This window comes from Micromonospora sp. NPDC000121, assembly GCF_042899165.1.
GTDB lineage: Bacteria > Actinomycetota > Actinomycetes > Mycobacteriales > Micromonosporaceae > Micromonospora.
Window position 1 is genome coordinate 189428 of the sequence record NZ_JBIAZP010000008.1, and the last position, 18883, is coordinate 208310.

Here is an 18883-nt window from a genome sequence, read left to right on the forward strand (position 1 = left end):
CATGCGAGGCAAGCTTGCCGAACGGCTCTCCGCCCCGGGACTGCGGCTACGCCGCCTGCCGGGCGCATCGCGAGCGGCGCTGGCGCTGCTCGTCCTCGTGGTGCTCGGCGCGGTCCTCGCGCCGCTGATCGCCCAACACGACCCCCTGGCCTCCGGCCCCCCGGCCCAGCCGCCGTCGGGCGAGCACTGGTTCGGCACCGACCGCACCGGCCGCGACGTCTTCGCGCGGATCGTCCACGGCGCGCGGTACTCGCTGGCGATCGGGCTCGGCGCCACCGCCGCGGCGGTGCTGGCCGCCGCCGTGGTCGGCTCCCTCGCCGCCACGTCGCACCGGGCCGTGAACGAGGCGATCATGCGGGTGCTGGACGTCATCATGTCGTTCCCCGGCATCGCGCTGGCCGCCGTCTTCGTCACCGTCTTCGGCAACAGCGTCCCGGTGCTGATCGGCACCATCGCCTTCCTCTTCCTGCCGCCGCTGGCACGGGTGGTCCGGGCCAACGTCCTCGCCCAGTTCGGCGAGGACTACGTCTCCGCCGAGAAGGTGCTGGGCGCCCCCCGTCGCCACATCCTGGTCCGGCACGTGGCCCGCAACTGCGCCGCCCCGGTCCTGGTGTTCGCGACGGTGCTGGTCGCCGACGCGATCATCTTCGAGGCGAGCCTGTCCTTCATCTCGGCCGGCGTGCAGGATCCCCACCCGTCCTGGGGGAACGTGATCTCCTACGGGCGGACGCTGGTGCTCAACGGCGGCTGGTGGGCGACCCTGTTCCCCGGCCTGGCGATCCTGCTGACCGTCCTCGCGCTCAACGTACTGGCCGAGGGGCTGACCGACGCCTGGGTCAACCCGGTGGTGCGCAAGATGGCCCCCAAGAAGGCAGCCGCGATGGCGGCCGCCGAGGCGGACACCACTCCCCCGGCCCAGGCCGCACCCGGTCGTCCGGCCCTGACCACCGACCCGCTGGCCGCGCAGCTGGCCCGGCTGGCGGAAGCCGAGTCCCGTCGCACCGACCGGCTGCGGCCCGTGCCCGACGTGCCGCCGCTGCTCGAGGTACGCGACCTGCGGATCGCCTTCCCGCAACGGCACGGCGACGTCGCCGTCGTGGACGGGGTCGACCTCCTCGTCCGCCCGGGCGAGACGCTCGGCCTGGTCGGCGAGAGCGGTTGCGGCAAGAGCCTGACCAGCCTGGCGATCATGGGGTTGCTGCCGCGCGGCGCGCGGGTCAGCGGCGAGATCCGGTTCGACGGGCAGGACCTGCTGACGGTCAAGGAGGCGACCCGCAACCGCCTACGCGGCCACGAGATGGCGATGGTCTACCAGGACGCCCTCAGCTCGCTGAACCCGTCCATGCTCATCGAGGCGCAGCTCAAGCAGCTGACCCGGCGCGGCGGCACGCGGACGCCCGCCGAGCTGCTCGAACTGGTTCACCTGACCCCGAGCCGCACCCTGCGCAGTTATCCCCACGAGCTGTCCGGGGGCCAGCGCCAGCGCGTGCTCATCGCGATGGCGCTGTCCCGCAGCCCCCGGCTCATCGTCGCCGACGAGCCGACCACCGCGCTCGACGTCACCGTGCAGGCGCAGATCGTCGAGCTGCTCGGCGAGCTGCGCGACGAGTTGGGCTTCGCCATGGTGCTGGTGTCGCACGACCTGGCGCTGGTGGCCGAGCTGGTGCACCGGGCCGCCGTGATGTACGCCGGCCAGATCGCCGAGACCGGCGCCATCTCCGAGCTGCTCACCGGCCCACGGCACCACTACACCAGAGGTCTGCTCGGATCGGTGCTGTCCATCGAGGGCGGCGGCCGGCTGCACCAGATCGCCGGAACGGTGCCCTCGCCGGGCGACTTCGGCGCCGGTTGCCGGTTCGCCGGTCGATGCGCCGCCGCGACCGAACTCTGCCAGCAGGTCCGTCCCGGCCTCGCCGGCGTGGTCGGACACCACGAGGCCGCCTGCCACCACCCGGCTGGCTCGGCCGACCTGACCACGGTGGGAGGTGCCGTCCGATGACTGTCGACGCCGCGGCCGCGGCCGGCCGGAAGGCCGACGCCGACGCCCCGGCCATCGAGCTGGCCGGGGTGGACGTGGTCCACACCGCCCGCAGCGGCGGCCTGTTCCGCCCGGACAGGGTCTACGCGCTGACTGCCGCGAACTTCACGGTGCGCAGGGGCGAAACCGTCGGCATCGTCGGCGAGTCGGGCTGCGGCAAGTCCACGCTGGCCAAGGTGCTGGTCGGCTTGCAGGCGCCGACCAACGGCACCGTACGGTTCCGCGGCGCGCCGCTCGGAACCGGCGCCCGGGCCCGCCGTGAGTTCGGCCGGGCGGTCTCGGTGATCTTCCAGGACCCGGCCACCGCGCTGAACCCCCGGATGCGGGTGGAGGAGATCCTGCGCGACGCGTTGGATGTGCACGGCATCGGCGTGGCCGGCACCCGCCAGGCCCGGGTCCGCGAACTGCTCGACCTGGTCGGGCTGCCGCCGTCCGCCGTCGACGTCCTGCCCTCGCAACTCTCCGGCGGGCAGCGGCAACGCGTCGCGATCGCCCGCGCGCTGGCCCTCGACCCGGACGTCGTCGTCGCCGACGAGCCGACCTCGGCCCTCGACGTCTCCGTCCGCGCCCAGGTGCTCAACCTGCTCATCGACCTGAAGGCCAGGCTCGGGCTGGGGCTGGTCTTCATCTCCCACGACATCCAGACCGTCCGGTACGTGGCCGACCGCATCGCCGTCATGTACCTCGGCCGGATCGTCGAGGAGGGGCCGGCCGAACTGGTGGCCGGTCGACCGCGACACCCGTACACGAAGGCGCTGTTCTCGGCCGCGCCCAGGCTGCTGGAACGGACCGACCGCGTGGTGCTGTCCGGTCCCGTCCCGTCCGCGAGCCACCCGCCCTCCGGCTGCCCGTTCCGCACCCGCTGCTGGCGGGCGACCGAGGCGTGCGCCACCCGGTTCCCGGCCGCCACCGCCGACGGCGGACACCGGTGGCACTGCATCCATCCCCTCGACCCCGACCGTCCGACGACGACCACTGATCAGGAGACCCTGTGACCTCCTCCCCTGCCCGCTTCCACGGAGTTATTCCGCCCCTGGTCACCCCGCTGACGGCGGACGGTGAGGTGGATGTCGCCTCGCTCGAGCGGTTGGTCGCGTTCCAGCTCGACGCCGGCGTGGACGGCCTGTTCGTGCTCGGTTCTTCGGGCGAGGTCGCGTACCTCACCGACGAGCAACGGGCGCTCGCGCTCAAGGTGGTCAGCAGCACCGCGGCCGGCGCGGTGCCGGTGCTGGCCGGCGCCATCGACATGACGACCAACCGGGTGATCGCCGCCGCGCTCACCGCCCGCGGGCACGGTGCCGACGCGGTCGTCGTGACCGCACCGTTCTACGTACGGACCGACGCCGGCGAGACCGACCGGCACTTCCGGGCCGTCGCGGCCGCGGTGGACATTCCGGTGCTGGCGTACGACGTTCCGGTCGCGGTGCAACGCAAACTGGCCACCGACGACCTGCTCCAGTTGGCCGCCGACGGCGTGATCGCCGGGGTCAAGGACTCCAGCGGTGACGACGTCGCGTTCCGCCGGCTGGTCCTCGGCGCCCGGGACGTGCCGGGATTCGCCGTGTTCACCGGCCACGAGGTGGTCGTCGACGCGTGCCTGTTGATGGGCGCCCACGGTGTGGTGCCGGGGCTCGGCAACGTCGACCCGCACGGGTACGTGCGGTTGGCCCGTGCGGCGGCGGCCGGCGACTGGCAGGCGGCCCGCGCGGAGCAGGAGCGGCTCAGCGACCTGTTCCGCATCGTCGACGCCGCGGCCGCCGGCCGGTTCAGCCCCAGCGCGGCCGGCCTGGGCGCGTTCAAGACCGCCCTGGTCCTGCGGGGGATCATCGCGCACAACGCGATGGCGGCGCCGATGCGGGCGCTGGGCGAGGCGGAGACCGCGGCCGTACGGGCGATCCTCGACCGGGCGGGACTGCTCGACTCGTGCTCTTCGTAGGCGCGGACCTCGGCGGCACGAAGACCACGGCGGGGCTGGTCACGAGCGCGGGCACGCTGCTCCGGTCGTTCACCCGGCCCACGCCGGCGGCGCACGGTCCGACCGCCGTGGTCGACACGGTGGTACGGCTGGTCCGCGAGGCGATGGCCGCCTCCGAGGAGGCCGTCACAGGCGTCGGTGTCGGTGCGGCCGGCGTCGTCGATCCGGTTTCGGGGACCGTCCTGTCCGCCACCGACGCCCTCCCCGGCTGGGCGGGCACGCCGCTTCGCATGCTGCTCACCGAGCGTCTCGGAGTCCCGGTGGCCGTCGACAACGACGTCTACGCCCACGCGATGGGTGAGGCGTGGCGGGGAGCGGGCGCCGGCCTGTCCCGGGTGCTCGTCGCCGCCGCCGGCACGGGTGTCGGTGGCTGCCTGGTGCTCGACGGTGAGCCGTACCGCGGTGCTCGACACGTCGCCGGCAGCGTCGGCCACGTGCCCGCCGCCGAGGCGGACGGGTTGCCCTGTCCGTGCGGTGGCAGCGGGCATCTGGAGACGGTCGCCTCCGGCCCGGGGCTGCACGCCCTCTACCGGCGGCGGGGCGGTGACCCGGCGGTCGGCGACGCCCGGCAGGTGTGCGCCAGGGCTGCCGCGGGCACCGACGCCGTCGCCGCGGCGGCCGTCGACGTGGCGGCCTCGGCCCTGGGCCGGGCCCTCGGTGGGGTGGCGAACCTGTACGACCCCGACGTCGTCATCGTCGGTGGCGGTCTGGCCGGCGCCGGCCAGCGGTGGTGGGACGGCCTGGTCGGGGCGGTACGGGCGGAACTGATGCCACCGCTCGTCGGGCTGCCGGTGCTGCCGGCCGGCCTGGGCGCGACGGCGGCGGTCATCGGCGCGGCCCGGGCGGCCATGCTGGCGTACGAGGGGAAGACCACACGATGAACGACGCGCTGGCGCGGATCCGCGGCGGCCTCGTGGTCTCCTGCCAGGCATATCCCGGCGAGCACCTGCGCAACCCGGACAGCATGCGCCGGATGGCGCAGGCGGCCGCGGTGGGCGGTGCGGTCGGCATCCGGGCGCAGGGCCTGGCCGACCTACGGGCGATCCGCGAGCACGTCGAGCTGCCGCTCATCGGCTTGTGGAAGGACGGTGACGCCCCGGTGTTCATCACGCCGACCCTGGCGCACGCGGTCGCCGTCGCCGAGGCGGGGGCCGACATCGTGGCCGTCGACGGTACGCGCAGGCCGCGCCCGGACGGGCGCAGCCTCGCCCAGGTCGTCGCCGCGGTGCACGAGCGCACCGGCCGGGCGGTGCTGGCCGACTGCGGCTCGATCGAGGACGCCCGTGCCGCGGCTGCGGCCGGGGCCGACGCGGTGGCCACCACCCTCGCCGGCTACACCTCCGATCGGGCCCGCACCGACGGGCCGGACCTGGAGCTGCTGGCCGCCCTGACCGCCGAACTCGACCTTCCCGTCATCGCGGAGGGCCGGGTGCATACGCCCGCACAGGCCGGGCAGGCGATGGGGGCGGGCGCGTGGGCGGTCGTGGTCGGCACCGCGATCACCCACCCCACCACGATCACGTCCTGGTTCGCCACCGCCGTCTCTGCCTCGTCCGCCCCGCTGCCCGGGGTATAGGACCGCCGGCCTCGGCAGCAGCCTCCGATGGCTGCTGCCGAGGCCGACACAGAGAGCGGATTGTCGGGTCACCTGGCGGTCTCCCTGCGGACAGGGAGACCGCCAGGCCGCGTCCGAGGACGGCGGCGCCCGCCCGGCCTACGATCCTGGCTGGTCGTCGTACACGGCGACGCGTGAGATGGTGCCCGCGAACCGCCACCGGGGCCCGGTGAGGGCCACGTTGGCCCCGATCGTCAGGTTGCCGAGACCTGGGACGTCGGCGAAGAAGCCCTGTTGCTGTGCCTGGCCGATGACCTCGCCGTCCAGCAGCACGCTGGTCAACCCGTGGGCGATGACGACCCGCAGCTCGTGTTCCCGGCCGTCGGCGGCGTCGACGGCGGTCTGGAGGCGAACCGGGTAGGTGCCGGAGGCCGTGCGCACCTCCACGTACGGCCGGCCGCCGTTCAGCGACACCACCAGGTTCCGCACGTTGCTGGTCGGGTCGGCGGCCGAGAGCAGGGTGGCGACGCCGGGGCGCGCGGTGGTGCTGAAGCGCACCGCCACCGCCCCGCCCGACAGCGGACGGACTGCGGGCAACTGGTCGGAGACGTCCACGGTCGACAGGCCGTCGAGTTGGTGGCGCCTCTCGTCCTGCCAGACGAGGTCGCCCGCGTGGACGACCGGACGGGCGACGACGAGGTTCGCGACAGCCGACGTCGACCCCTGCGGGGTCCGGTACCGTGCGGTGATCGTTTGGCTGCCGACCGGGGCGTCCTCGGGAATCACCACCCGGACGTCGACCTCGGCCGTCTCGCCGGCGGCGAGCCTGAGGGGCGCGGGGTTCGGGGCGGCGGTCCAGCCCGGGGGCAGGTCGAGGACGAGGTCGCCGTCGAGCGCGTGCCGCTCCTGGTTGGTGATCGTGACCGCCGCCTCGATGGTCTCGCCGGGCTGCGCTCTGGAGGCGGTGACGAGACCCAGCGGGGCGCACTGGCCGCCGAGCCAGTGCCGGTCGAACCTGGCGAAGCTGATGCGCTCGACCCGGGCGCCCTGCTCGTACAGCATGCCGATGTCACCGTCGGGCAGGCGGGTCAGGGTGGAGTAGTCGGCGGTGCCCGGCACGACCGTCCGGCTGATGGGCCAGGTCCTGCCGTTGTCGCAGGACATCCGGACCGTGAGGTTGCCGCGGCCGCTCGTCTGGGCGGTGTTGCTGAACAACAGCCAGTCCGCCTGGGCACTTCCCGGCGCCGCGTCGGCGTTGTAGCGGATGATCGACCCGTTGTTCGACGGATCCGGCAGTTGGGTCTCCACCTGCGGCTCGGTGTAGCTGTGGCCGCCGTCGCTGGAGTAGGCGACCTTGCGGTAGCCCCCTCCGGCGCGGGTGTTCAACAGCAGCCGACCGTCGGACAGCTCCACCGTCTTGTTCTCGTTCATGCCGGGGCCGACGAGCTCACCCATCTGCCAGGTGTCGCCGTGGTCGTCGCTGTAGGCGCTGGCGGCGTAGATCTGGCCCTGGTGGCTGACGACGTACTGCTGGACGAGTCGTCCGGCGTACGGGCCGCGCCTGATCTGGATGCCCTGGCCGGAGGCGGCGAAGATGCCACCCCACGCGGGATTCTTGATCTGCTCGGTGATGCGACGGTGCCGCCACGTCAGCCCGTCGTCGTCCGAGTAGCTGTAGTCGGTCTGCAGGATGTCCGGGTCGTCGTGCGCGTTTCCCGTGGCCGACCCGGCGAAGCCCTCGTTGATGGAGGCCGCGTGGAACAGGAAGATGCGGCCGGTCTGGCGGTCGACCAGCAGGCTCGGGTCGCCGAAGCCGGGCAGACCGGGCTCGTAGCGTACGACCTGTCTGCCCTGCCACGTCTCGCCGCCGTCCGTGCTGCGCCTGACCAGGAGCGCGATGTTCGACGGCACGTCGGACGCGGTGGGACGGCCGTCGTAGGCGGCGATCAGGGTCCCGTTGTTGGTGGTCGTCAACGCGGGAATGCGGTAGACCGGGTAGTCCGCGCCCCTGGTTTCCAGATCCTGCTGCTCGATGGTGCCCGGGGTGTCCGTCGCCGGGGTCGACGCGGCCATGGCCGCAGCTGGGGGCAGGGTGAGCAGCGCAGCCAACGCGGTGCTGGTGAGTGGTCTTCGCACGATGCTCCTTCCTTCGGTTTACTCCTGGGCCCTTCGGGCCGGGACGGGTCTCACTGACCGACGGTCACCGTGAACGGACGGGTGGCCGCACCCTCCGGGGTGCTCAGTGCCGCGGTCAGGGTGCGCGGACCGGGCTCGGCCTGCTGCGGCACGGCGATTCGGGCGGTCACCGTGTGGGTGCGCCCGGGGAGGAGCACCGGAACGTCGACCGGGCTCGCGGTCCAGCCGTCGGGCAGCTCGAAGCGCAGCTCGGACTTGGGCAGCGCCCGGCCGGTCTGGTTCTCGATCACGACCTGGATCTGGTTCTCGCCCCGCTCGACGGTGGCGTCGGCGATGTGCATCGGGGCGCAGACACCACCGAGCCAGGCGAGGTTGAACGTGGCGAAGCGGATCCCGGTGCCCGGCTCGTACAGCAGCCCGATGTTGCCGTCCGGCAGGGTGGCGAGGGTGGAGTAGGACATGGAGCCGGGGCGGAAGACCTTGGCGATGGGCCACGTCCTGCCGTCGTCGCAGGACATGCGGATCGTGCCGTTACGCCTGCCGGTGGTGCTGGCGGCGTTGGAGAACAGCAGCACCTTCGCCTGGTCGGAGCCCGGGCGGGCCTCGGGGTAGGCGCGGATGATCGAGGCGTTGTTGGTCGGGTCGGGAAGCTGCCTGTCGACGTGGACCTCGCCGTAGGTCTGGCCGCCGTCGCTGGAGATGGCGACCTTGCGGTAGCCGCCCCGGTGGGAGTCGCGGGAGTTGAGCATCACGCGGCCGTCGGACAACTCGACGGTCTTGTTCTCGTCCATCCCGATCCCCACCGGGTTTCCGGCCCGCCAGGTCCTGCCGTGGTCGTCGCTGTAGACGCTCACCGCCTGGAAGTGGCCCTGGCCGTTGATGATCGTGAACTGCTGGATGAGACGGCCGGCGTGCGGGCCGTACCGCAGCTGGATGCCCTGGCCGGAGGCCGCGAAGCGGCTGCGCCAGGACAGGTCCGGGGTGATGTCGGCGGTGATGGTGCGGTGCGTCCACGTACGGCCGCCGTCGGTCGAGGTGCTCAGCTCGGCGTGCAGCACGTTCGGGTCCGCGGGATCCACGCCGGGTTGCGATCCGGTGAAGCCCTGCCGCTGGGAGTAGACGTGGAAGTTGAAGATGTGACCGGTGGTGTGGTCCACGATGTAGCTCGGGTCGCTGTAGCCCTTGATCGGGCTCTCCGTCTGGCCCGCGTGGACGACCTCCTGTTGCTGCCAGGTCGCTCCGCCGTCGACGCTGCGCCGCTGGAGGATCGAGTTGGGGCCGGGGGCGTCCTTCGCGGTGGGGCGGCCGTCCCAGCTCGCCAGCAGGTCGCCGTCGGTGGTCACCGTCAGGGCGGGGATGCGGTAGTTCGGAAAGCCGCCGACGCCGTTGACGGCGAGATCCTGCTCCTCGTAGAACGGCTTGCCGCCGAGCGGCGGCGGGGCGCCGAAGCTCGATCCCGGGTCGGCCGCGGCGGGCGCCGGCGGCAACCCCGCCATCGATACCGCGACGGTCGCGGCGACTACCCCGGACACCATGCCTCTACGTGATGCGCGAACGACCATTCCATGGCCTCCTCTCGACGTTCTGGGGGCCCACCGTACGACGTCGGATGTCCGATGTCTAGGTCCCTCGATGGGCAGTGGCGCGTGGGTGCGGTGGCGGTGGAGGCGCTCCCGGCGAGGTCGGGATTGGACGGTGCTCCCCCGCTCGGGGCCTGTTGGCTCCCCCTCTCGGGGCCTTTTGCTGGCGCCGGTGGCGTGTTCTCATACCCAGACGACGATGTGTGTGAGCCGGGGCGACCCCCGTCCGTCCCGCTCCACGAGCCCATCCCCCACGCCTGAGAGGTGCGACGATGCACAGGAGATTGACGTTCCAATTGGCGGTCCTGACCGCTACCGCCGCGACGTTCCTGGCGGCCGGTGGGGCCTCCGCGGCGGTCGGCACGGCAGGGCCCGCTACCGCCTCCGCGGGTGTCGCGGAGTGCGAGCCGGAGGCCGAGGGGCACAGCGCGGCGCGGGTGAGCGAGGGCGCCACCGCGCAGGAGCCGGAGCTGTACGCCAAGAACGAGGCGAACGCCTACGGCGTGATCAAGGATTCGCCGCGCCTGCCCAACGGCAGCGTCACCGTGCCCACGGTCTTCCACATGATCTCCGACCATCCGCTCAGCGCGGCCGAGACGGCCAGGTGGAACACCATGATCGCGGACCAGATGGAGGTGCTCAACGACTCGTTCGCGGGCCGCACGGCGGCGGACGCCTCCGACACGCCGTTCCGGTTCTCGCTCGTCGACACGACGTGGACGGTGAACAGCGACTGGTACACGGTCGTCCCGGGCAAGAACGAGCGGGACATGAAGCGTGCGTTGTACACCGGCGACTCCCGCACCCTGAACGTGTACGCGGCGAACATCGGCGGCGGGCTGCTCGGCTGGGCATACTTCCCGAAGGGTTACAACCACGGCCGGGACTACATCGACGGCGTCGTGATGCTCGACGAGTCGATGCCGGGCGGAACGGCGGGCAAGTACGCCCTGGGTGACACGCTGACGCACGAGGTCGGGCACTGGCTGATGCTGGAGCACACCTTCGCGCACGGGTGCTCCGCCGCCGGCGACTACGTCGAGGACACTCCGCGGGAGGCGGCGCCGCAGTTCAACTGCCCGGTGGGCGCGGACAGCTGCACGGCACCCGGGCTGGACCCGATCCACAACTTCATGGACTACACGCAGGACGCCTGCATGAACATGTTCACCCCGGGACAGGCGGACCGGATGAGCGACGCCTGGGTGGCGTTCCGGGCCGGTGGCGTCAAGTAACCACACCCGCTGGCACGTGTCGGGGTTGGCGGGCCGCGACGGCTCGTCAACCCCGTCGTGCGGTAGGCCCAAGCACGGCCGGAAGGACACCACCCCGCGGCCACGGCCTGCCGTCGACGTCGGCGGCCCGCCTGCTCAGCCTGACGGCACCCAACAGCTCCTCCTGGGCAGGTGGACGTCGCCTGACAGGCATCGACGTCTCTTGACGCCTGTCAGGCGGCTGTCTAGCGTCGGATGCCATGACCCGGCCCACGTTCCTGCCGCTGCTCACCGCCCTGGTCGTCGCCGTGGCCACGGCGGCCCTGCCCGGCGCAGCCGCGTCCGCCAACCCCACGGGACCGGCGAGCGGACCGGGGGCCGTGATGCTGATCGGCGGCGCTCTCGCCGACGACAACAGCGCCGTCTACGGGGAGTTCGTCCGGCAGGCCGGTGGCTCCGGGGCGCGTATCGGCGTGCTGAGCGCGTCCTCGGCGTCGCCGCACTGGGCCGCGAACGAGGTGGCCAAGGTCCTCGAGCGGTACGGGGCGGCAGAGGTCACCTGGATCCCGGTGAGCGTGAAGAAGAAGGGCAGCGGCGACGATGCGGCGAACGCCGCGCTGGCCGCGTCGATGACCGGGTTCTTCTTCGCCGGTGGCGACCAGTTCCGCTACGTGCAGTCGATGATCCACGCCGACGGCTCCGACGGGGCGGTCCTCGCCGCGATCCGGCAGCGCTTCCAGGCCGGTGCGCCGGTCGCGGGCACCAGCGCCGGCATGCAGATCTTCGCCGGCCCCGACATGATCACCGGCGGGTCGAGCTACTACGGGATCCGCGACGGGGCCCGCGCCGGCTACCACGACACCGACGAGGTCCTCGGCTACTGGCCCGCCGGTGGCTTCAACTTCTTCACGTCCGGCCTCGTCGACACCCACTTCGACGCGCGCGGCCGCAACGGGCGGTCGCTCCGGCTCGCCGCCGACACCGGGCACGACCGGGTGTACGGGGTGGGTGAGAACACCGCGCTGGTGGTCACCGCAGCCGGCACGGCGGGCGAGACCGCGCGGGTCGTGGGCACGAACGGGGTGTCCATCCTCGACCTGCGCTCGGCCCAGGTCGGCACGGTCGGCGGGCACTGGTCGATCAGCGGTGTCCGGTGGAGCTACCTCACCGACGGCGACAGCTACGATCCCGGCCGGTGGCAGGTCACGAAGGGCGCGACGAGCACGCCGGCCGTCCCGCACGACCGCGCGGCGGCACCGCCGTCGACCGACGTGTTCGGCTCGTACGCGCTGCGCGACGCCGCCCTCGACCTCGCCGACGCCGGACAGTCCACCGCGACGACCGGCACGACCGCGGAGACCGGCCCGCGTTTCGTGGTCGGGTTGACCAAGGGCGCGTCGTTCCTGGCGTACACCGCCGGCGGGGCCGGCCCGGCGTCCTTCACCGACCTGACGGTGTCGATCCAGGCGGGCTGAAGCCACGAGCATGAGCACAGCCGGACCCACCCGATCCTCATCCTTCGAGGCGGCCCGGGGTAGGCCATGGAATCTCAGAAGAAGACGGTGAGCAGGACGACGGCGTCCAGCACACCGACCACCACCAGCCAACCGGCGGTGAACAGCGGGTGCCGGGCCAGCCGGGCGGTTCCGCGCTCGCTCAGGTAGCCCAGCGCGGCGTTGACGACACCGACGCAGGCACCGAGGGTGAGCACGCCGACGGCCAGCACGCCACTGCTGCTCAACGGTGACCGGAACGGCAGCGTGGCCACCGCCAGCAGCACCGCGAGCACCAGCCAGAGCGCGTGCAGGAGCCGGGCGGCCAGCACCGGCGCGCTCTCCTCGTCCAACCGCGGCGGCCGGGGCCCGAGCACCGCCGCCAGCCAGCGCCGGTACTCGGCCGCCAGACCCCAGGACCAGCGGCGGGTCAGCCGATCCAACCCGCCCGCCAGTCCCAGTGTCATGGCGTACGGCAGCGGTGGCCGCCCGGGACCCGGCACGCCGTCACCTCCTGCGCTTCTTGCGCCAGCTGCGGTAGTCACGGTATCCGTCCCGGCCCGCCGTGTAGGACGACCAGACACCCCAGCCGGTGTCGATCCGGTCTGCCCGGCGGACCACCTTCCGTTGGTACCGGCGGTTCTTGGCGGCAGCCTGCTTCCGCTTCTTCTTGTAGTACTTGCTGCGACCCGGGACTCCCTTCGGCGCGTTCTTGATCCGCCGGTTCTTGACGAACTTGCCGCCGTAGCGCAGCGCCTTGGCGGCGCCGAAGGTGCCCACTCCGACGAGGTCGACCCACCCGCTGCGGTCGCCCTTGCGGATCTTGTAGATGCCCCGGCCCAGCGAGATCCCGGCGGAGATCACCGCGCACGGGCCGCAGCCGAACATCGCCGCGAAGCCGAGCACCGCGCCGGTGCGGTCGAGCCACTTGCCCCAGCCGAACCGTCCGTCGAGGTCGAAGCAGTTGACCGGGTCGCCGGAGCAGTAGTCGTACGGGTTGGCGTTGCCGCCGTACACCGGGTCGGTCTGGAGGAACCGACCCGTGGTCGGGTTGTAGAGCCGTACCCCCATCAGGACGATGCCGGCCGGAGTGTCCGCTGCCCGCTGGTTCGCGCCCAGCCACCCGTAGCGCTGCGTCCCCGCGTCGTCCGGGTTGCGCGGTGCGCCGTACTCCGTGCTCTCCGACGTGGCGGAGAGCCCCTGGTCGCCGGGGCGGATGCTGGCCACCAGATCGCCGTGCAGGTTGCGCAGCTGCCACTCGGCCTGGCCACTGTCGCTGTGCCAGATGGCGGCCAGCGCCGACAGGCCGGTCACCGCCCGCGTCCAGTGGCCCGCCGACTCCTGGGTCCAGGCCGGGTTGTCGCTGTCGTCGTCGTAGTGGTGGACCGCCTGCACGGCCACCCCGGAGGCGTTGTCCGTCCAGGACCGGATCCGGTTGCCCGTCACGTCGAGGGTGTAGTCGGTGGTCCGCGCGCCCTGGGTGATCCGGTCCACCAGGTCGGTGACGTGGTAGGCCACGGTCAGGTTCCCGCTCGCCGGCACGGCGGTGTCGGCCGCCGGCACGGTGGTTGTCCGGCCGAGCGCGTCGTACCCGTACCCGGTGCTGGTCACCCGGTCGGCCGTGTCGTAGCTCCAGCTCCGCGTGCCGGCCGCGGCGGTGCTCTGGCAGGCACCGTCGGACCCGGGGGCGTACGTCGTGGTCGAGGCGCGGTTGCTGGCCGTGCTGAACGCGTACGTGCGGGTGGTGCACTGCTCGCCGACGGTGTCCTCGACGCTGGTCAGGCGGCCGACGGCGTCGTAGCCGTAGGCCTGGTCCGACAGGGTCGAGACGTGCCGCCGCCACTGGCCGTGGCCCGACTCGGTGACCGCCTCGCTGAACAGTGTGCAGTCGGCCTGTCCACAGCCCGGGCGGGTGTAGGTGAGGCCCACCGGGGTGCCGGTCTCGTCATGTTCGGTGCTGACCACCACGCCGTTGGGCCAGGTCTCCGACACCAGGTTGCCGTCGGCGTCGTAGCCGCCGCTGAAGGTGCCGACCTGCCCGTCGTCGACCGCGGTGAGCAGGTCGCGGCGACCATCCACGCCGTCGTAGCGGTAGGTCCGGGTAGCCTTTCCGTCCGAACTGGTCGACACCCGCCCGAGCAGGTCGTACCCGGTGGTCGAGGTGTTGCCGTCGGCGTCGGTGTAGGAGACCTGCCGCCCGAGCCGGTCGTAGCCGCGCACGACCTCGGCGGTGACCGTGCCGCCGGTCACCGACTGGACCCGGGTCAGCGTTCCGGTGGCCGGATCGTAGTTGCTGCGCTGCACGGGGACCGCCGCGCCCAGCCCGGCCGCCGCGGTCACCGCCGTCTCCCGGACCCGGCCGGCGCCGTCGTACGTGGTCGTGGTGGTCCGCAGGACACCGGCTCCGGTCTTCTCGGTGATCGTCCGCGGCTGGTGGTAGAGGTCGTAGGTGGTGACGGAGTACGGCACCTCCGGCCCGGTCGCCGGCTGCCCGCCGGGCTGGGTACGGCAGGTGAGGCCGGCCCACTCCGGCCGCAGGTCGCACTCGGCGTAGCCTGAGCCGGACGTCGCCCGGTAGGCGACCGTCTGCCGGGTGTACGGGGTGGTGGTCGAGGTGCCGCCGGCCGGCAGGGTGGTGGAGTTCGGCAGCCCGGTCTCCGCGTCGTAGCCGATCCGGGTCGTCAGGGCCTTGCCACCGGGGTCGACGGTCAGCACGGTCGGCTGCCGCAGCGTCCAGTTGTACGCCTTCGTGGTGCGGCGCAGGTCGGTCTCCGTGACCACGCCCCCGGCACCCCAGTACCGGACCAGCTCGTCCTGTGTGGTGACCAGGTGGTACGGAGCGCCCGTGGTGGGTGCCCCCTCGTCGTGGGTGTACCGGATGACCGACCGGCCGCGAACGGTGGCACCGCTGCCGATCACCACGTCGTGCTCCGGTCCGGTCTCGGCGAGCAGCAGCCGGCCGTCGGCGGAGTAGCTGTTGACCGAGGAGAGCTTCTCGGCCAACGTCGCCTCCTGGAGGGAGGTGTCCGACGCGGAGGCGTCCAGGGCCCGGGCCCGGTTGGCGGCGGTCAGCGACCGCACGCTGTTCCCCCACTGGTCGTACCAGGTGGCGGTGGTGTGCCCGCCCGGGTCGACCTCGTTGACCGCACGGGCGTTGGCGTCGAGGTAGGTCACCTCGGCGTGCTCCCAGGACGCCGGCAGCGTCCCCGTGGCCGGGTCGCCACCGGGCACCTGGTCGGGCGGGAAGACGGCGGTGGCGTCGGTCGGCGCCTCGGTCTGCCCCCAGCGCGCCGTCTGGCTGGGGGAAAGGTCGTACGGGGCGCCGGTGCCGCTGGTCGGCACCTGGTAGACGACGGTGGTGGTGGCGGCGCCGGCGGCCAGCGCGGACCGGGTCACCCGGTGCAGCCGCCCGGTGCCCGGGTCGCCGGGGACGGTGGTGTAGCTGAACTGCCACGGCTCCTGACCGGCCGGGGTGGTCGCGGAGAGGACGCCGTCGGCCCCGTAGGTGTAGGTGTCCGCGACGTGCCGGACGGTGCCGGCGTCGTTCCAGTCCAGCCGCGGGTCCCAGGAGGCCCGCAGCCGGCCGGAGTTGTCGTAGGCGTACCGCGCCATCGGCACGGTACGCATCGCCGGCGTGGCCAGGTCCGGATCCCAGGCGGTGAACGTGATCTCCCGGACCCGGCCGAGGTAGTCGCCCCAGCCCGGCTCGTCCGTGCCGGTGGCGGTGGTGGCCGTCGCGTAGCTGAAGGTCAGGGCGCGACACCCGCGGGCCAGCGTGGTGCAGGCGACGCCGTCGGCGACCGGGGCGAGCATCCGGGTCGGCCGGACGATCTCCTTGCCCGCGACGGTGACCCGCTCCCAGCTGTAGCTGACCGTCTGGTTGTCGCCGGGCACCGTGACCGAGGTCGGGAAGTACTTCCCGGCGGTGGTACCGGTGACCCGGGTGAAGACCGCCACCTGCCCGTCGAGGTCCCGCAGCGTGTACGCGTCGGCCACGGCGTCGTGCGACAGCGTCAGCGCCTCCATCCCGATCTCCGGGTCGAAGGCGGTGGTGCTGCGCCGGGTGAACCCGATGGTGTCACCGTCCGGCAGCCCGACCTGGACCAGGGAGCCGTAGACGGAGAGCGAGGTGTAGCCGGCGTCGGCCTCGTCGACCACCGCGCCGGAGACCCAGCCGGGCCCGAACATCTCTGCGGGGTCGGTCTGCGCCACCCGACGGGTGTTGTAGGAGCGGGTGACGGTCAGGTCGCTCCCGGGCGCGTCGACCGAGACGTCGGTGTCGGCGAGGGTGTAGTTGCCGGTGAGCAGGTTGACCGAACCGGGGCCGATCTGCTCGGACTCCGCCGATGCCTGCGCCCGGTCAAAGGTGATCTTCACACTACTGGAGTAGCCGCCGGCGCCGCCGGTGAAGCTGCCCCGCACCTGCACCGGCCCGTCCCGGGGCACCGACTCGGCGTCCACCGCGGCCAGGGTGGCCTCGACATCCCAGTTCAGCTTCGGGAAGGCGCCGGAGCCGCTGGTCGGCAGCGGCCAGGCCACGGCGCCGCCGCCGGCGGCCACGGTCACGTCGGCGGCCGGGACGGTCGCCCACGGGTCGCTGTCGCCCCGCCGCCACTGGTAGGTGACGCCGGTCGCCGTCGACCGGCCGACACCGGTGACCGCGACCTTCGCGGCGGTGACGTCGCCCGTCTTCGGGCCGGTGACCGCACCTGCCCCCACCGAGAACGAGTAGCTGCGGATCGCCGACTGGTTGCCGGCCCGGTCCCGGCTGCGCACGTAGAGGGTCTGCGGTCCGTCCGCGCTCGGGGTGATCGAGACGCTGGCGCCCGCGCCGAGGCTGGGCGCGTTGACGCTCAGGTTCGGCGGGTTGACGTTGAGGCCGTACTCGTACGCCGCCACGTCGGTGACGCCCGACGCGCCGAAGGTGAAGGTGCCGGCGGTGCCCGCCGCGCCACCCCACTGACCCGCCGGGTACGACGTCGAGGAGACCGTCGGCGCCGCCGACGGTGCGGTGGTGTCCACGGTGAACTCGCAGGTGGCCGACCACGGGCCGTCCACGGTACCGTCGTTGCCCCGGGCCCGCCACCTGTAGGTGCCGCCCTCGGCGAAGGCTCCGGAGGGCACGGTGGCCGCGAGCCAGGAGCCGGAGGCACCGGGACCGACCACGCTGGAGCCGAGCAGCGCGCCGGCGCTGGTCTGCCACTCGAACCTGGCCCTGACCGGCGACGACTCCCCGTCGGTGATCTTGGCGCGGAGCTGCGGCGTCCGGCTGTTGACGTACGGCCGGCCGGTGCCGGTGGCGCAGACCGTCGTCGGCACCGTCGCCAGCGCGCTGACCACCGGCTTCGACTGGTAGGTGATGCTCAGCTTCGGCGGGTTGGCCGCCGCCTCCCGGGAGTTGAACCGCTTCCAGGAGTAGTTGTCCGTCTCCGAGGTCGCCCGGATGCCGATGTTCACCGACGTCGAGTGGGCGTCGGCGGCGTGCTGGAAGGCGTCGGCCACCGTCACGTTCACCCAGCCGTCGCCGCAGGTGGTGCTGTAGCCCTTCGTCTCGGTGGAGGTGCCGACCTTGGCGTCCCACGTCGGTTGGGCGGTCCAGCGGGTCGCCGTGCTTACCGCGCCGACCCGCCACGCCTCCCAGGACCTGGCGGTGCAGGAGTACGAGTGGAACTCCCACAGGCTCAGCGTCGCCGACTGCACCTGCTTGTCCCAGAGCCAGGTGTTGACGCTGTCGAAGCGGAGAAAGGATCGAGCCTTCGTGGTGCCGCCGTCGTACGTGCCGAGCTTCAGTTCGGTCGCCGCGGACTGGTCGGAGGTGAAGCTGGACTGCACGAACGCGTCGAAGTTGGCACCGATGCTCTGAGATGGGTCGATGGTCACCGGGTAGCTGGTGGCCGGGTCGGCGAGGAAGTCCTGGTCCGGCTCCAACACCAGCCCGGTCCGGTCGCCCTGGCCGTCGAGGCGGAGCCCGACCGGCGCGCGCCGGCGGTGCTCTCCGGAGGCGGGGTCGACCGCGGCGTCCCACATCAACGGGGCGCCGACGCTGCCGATCCGCTTGCCCGAGCGGTTGCGGATCTCGAGCCCGCCGGCGCCGTCGGTCCGCGCCGTCGCGCCCTCGGTACGCCAGGGCAGCCGGATCCGGCGTACCTGGGCCGCCGCCGCCCGGTCCTTCACGATGAGCAGCTGCTGGTAGCCGGTGCGGGTGGCGGTGACCTCCAGGTCCACCCCGGGACGGACGTCCGGGTAGGTGGCGCGGTTGCCGTCGAGCACGGGCTCGGGCAGCGCGCCGGTCCAGCCGAGCGTGGCGCGGTTCCCGGTCGCGCCCAGCGTGACCAGGGCGTGCTCACCGGCTCCGGCGGCGCCCGAGAACGTCAACCCGTACGGGTGGGCAATCGGTGCGACCGATCCGTCCCCACGCCGGTGCAGCGTCAGGTCCACGTCGGTCCAGCCGCCGGTCCCGTTCCGCATCCGGACCGGGCCGGCCGCGATCTCCGCGGTCACGGCGCCGGACGGCAGCGCCCAGAACTGGGAGGTCTCCGAGGTGAGACCGGTGATCAGCACCCGCTTGCCGGTCATCCGGGCGGTGATCAACGCCGCCGTCTCGTCCGGCCGCTCCAGCACCGTCGGGGTGGCCTGCGTGGCCGACGGGGGTGCCGCGACCGCGGGTCGCCGCGCCCCCCACTCGGCCAGCGTCGCCACGAGCACGACCGTGAGGAACACGATCAGCGCCTGGCCGTACCGCCCGCGCACCAGATCGCCGATCCGTCGAATGACGACGGACGACTCCGGACCAGCGTGCACCGCTGCCTCCCTGTCTGATCAACAAAAGTGAAGGCAACGTACTGATCGGAGTCGAAGAACGGTACGGCATCGTTGATCTCCAAACTGGTCA

11 protein-coding genes are annotated in these 18883 nt (G+C 72.7%); 7 read left to right on the forward strand and 4 right to left on the reverse strand.

The genetic code is table 11. The annotated features are described in order from the left end of the window. The first annotated feature begins 1 nt into the window (after position 1). From ACFY23_RS22855 to ACFY23_RS22875, 5 genes are read left to right on the forward strand one after another with little or no spacing between them, the layout of a single operon-like run. On the forward strand, positions 2-1999 hold the full coding sequence (locus ACFY23_RS22855; protein WP_350819359.1) for a dipeptide/oligopeptide/nickel ABC transporter permease/ATP-binding protein: 1998 nt from the start codon (positions 2-4) through the stop codon (positions 1997-1999). Continuing rightward, positions 1996-3033: an ABC transporter ATP-binding protein gene (locus tag ACFY23_RS22860; RefSeq protein ID WP_350684971.1), complete on the forward strand. Its 1038-nt coding sequence runs from the start codon at positions 1996-1998 to the stop codon at positions 3031-3033. Before ACFY23_RS22855 ends, ACFY23_RS22860 begins: the two co-directional genes overlap by 4 nt. After that, positions 3030-3974: a dihydrodipicolinate synthase family protein gene (locus ACFY23_RS22865; RefSeq protein ID WP_350684970.1), complete on the forward strand. Its 945-nt coding sequence runs from the start codon at positions 3030-3032 to the stop codon at positions 3972-3974. Before ACFY23_RS22860 ends, ACFY23_RS22865 begins: the two co-directional genes overlap by 4 nt. Beyond that, the gene (locus tag ACFY23_RS22870) at positions 3962-4894 is read left to right on the forward strand and encodes an ROK family protein (protein ID WP_350684969.1); all 933 of its coding nucleotides are present in this window, start codon (positions 3962-3964) and stop codon (positions 4892-4894) included. The genes ACFY23_RS22865 and ACFY23_RS22870 overlap by 13 nt, the downstream gene beginning before the upstream one ends. Beyond that, positions 4891-5589 (forward strand): N-acetylmannosamine-6-phosphate 2-epimerase, encoded by a 699-nt coding sequence (locus ACFY23_RS22875; protein WP_350684968.1) that lies wholly within the window; start codon positions 4891-4893, stop codon positions 5587-5589. Before ACFY23_RS22870 ends, ACFY23_RS22875 begins: the two co-directional genes overlap by 4 nt. Before the next feature lie 138 nt (positions 5590-5727). Here the strand turns inward: ACFY23_RS22875 and ACFY23_RS22880 are convergent, their stop codons facing one another. Beyond that, positions 5728-7704 (reverse strand): exo-alpha-sialidase, encoded by a 1977-nt coding sequence (locus tag ACFY23_RS22880; RefSeq protein ID WP_350684967.1) that lies wholly within the window; start codon positions 7702-7704, stop codon positions 5728-5730. A 50-nt stretch (positions 7705-7754) separates the two neighbouring features. Further along, the gene (locus ACFY23_RS22885) at positions 7755-9239 is read right to left on the reverse strand and encodes an exo-alpha-sialidase (protein WP_350684966.1); all 1485 of its coding nucleotides are present in this window, start codon (positions 9237-9239) and stop codon (positions 7755-7757) included. 317 nt (positions 9240-9556) lie between these two features. Between ACFY23_RS22885 and ACFY23_RS22890 the strand changes: the two genes are divergently transcribed. Both ACFY23_RS22890 and ACFY23_RS22895 read left to right on the forward strand, forming a co-directional pair. Next, entirely contained in the window at positions 9557-10519 is a 963-nt protein-coding gene (locus ACFY23_RS22890; RefSeq protein WP_350684965.1) for a zinc metalloprotease, read from the forward strand. 239 nt (positions 10520-10758) lie between these two features. After that, a complete protein-coding gene (locus ACFY23_RS22895; protein WP_350684964.1) occupies positions 10759-11973 on the forward strand; it encodes a cyanophycinase in 1215 nt (404 codons plus the stop codon). A gap of 74 nt (positions 11974-12047) precedes the next feature. Here the strand turns inward: ACFY23_RS22895 and ACFY23_RS22900 are convergent, their stop codons facing one another. Together ACFY23_RS22900 and ACFY23_RS22905 are read right to left on the reverse strand one after the other, a co-directional pair. Continuing rightward, positions 12048-12494 (reverse strand): hypothetical protein, encoded by a 447-nt coding sequence (locus ACFY23_RS22900; protein WP_350684963.1) that lies wholly within the window; start codon positions 12492-12494, stop codon positions 12048-12050. A 4-nt stretch (positions 12495-12498) separates the two neighbouring features. Further along, positions 12499-18792 (reverse strand): DNRLRE domain-containing protein, encoded by a 6294-nt coding sequence (locus ACFY23_RS22905; protein ID WP_350819356.1) that lies wholly within the window; start codon positions 18790-18792, stop codon positions 12499-12501. Positions 18793-18883 lie beyond the last annotated feature (91 nt).

Excerpts from the sequence above, each read along its gene's own strand:
- ACFY23_RS22895 (WP_350684964.1), top strand. The coding sequence starts at position 10,759 with ATGACCCGGCCCACGTTCCTGCCGCTGCTCACCGCCCTGGTCGTCGCC.
- ACFY23_RS22885 (WP_350684966.1), bottom strand. The coding sequence starts at position 9,239 with ATGGTGTCCGGGGTAGTCGCCGCGACCGTCGCGGTATCGATGGCGGGG.
- ACFY23_RS22855 (WP_350819359.1), top strand. The coding sequence starts at position 2 with ATGCGAGGCAAGCTTGCCGAACGGCTCTCCGCCCCGGGACTGCGGCTA.
- ACFY23_RS22860 (WP_350684971.1), top strand. The coding sequence starts at position 1,996 with ATGACTGTCGACGCCGCGGCCGCGGCCGGCCGGAAGGCCGACGCCGAC.
- ACFY23_RS22875 (WP_350684968.1), top strand. The coding sequence starts at position 4,891 with ATGAACGACGCGCTGGCGCGGATCCGCGGCGGCCTCGTGGTCTCCTGC.
- ACFY23_RS22890 (WP_350684965.1), top strand. The coding sequence starts at position 9,557 with ATGCACAGGAGATTGACGTTCCAATTGGCGGTCCTGACCGCTACCGCC.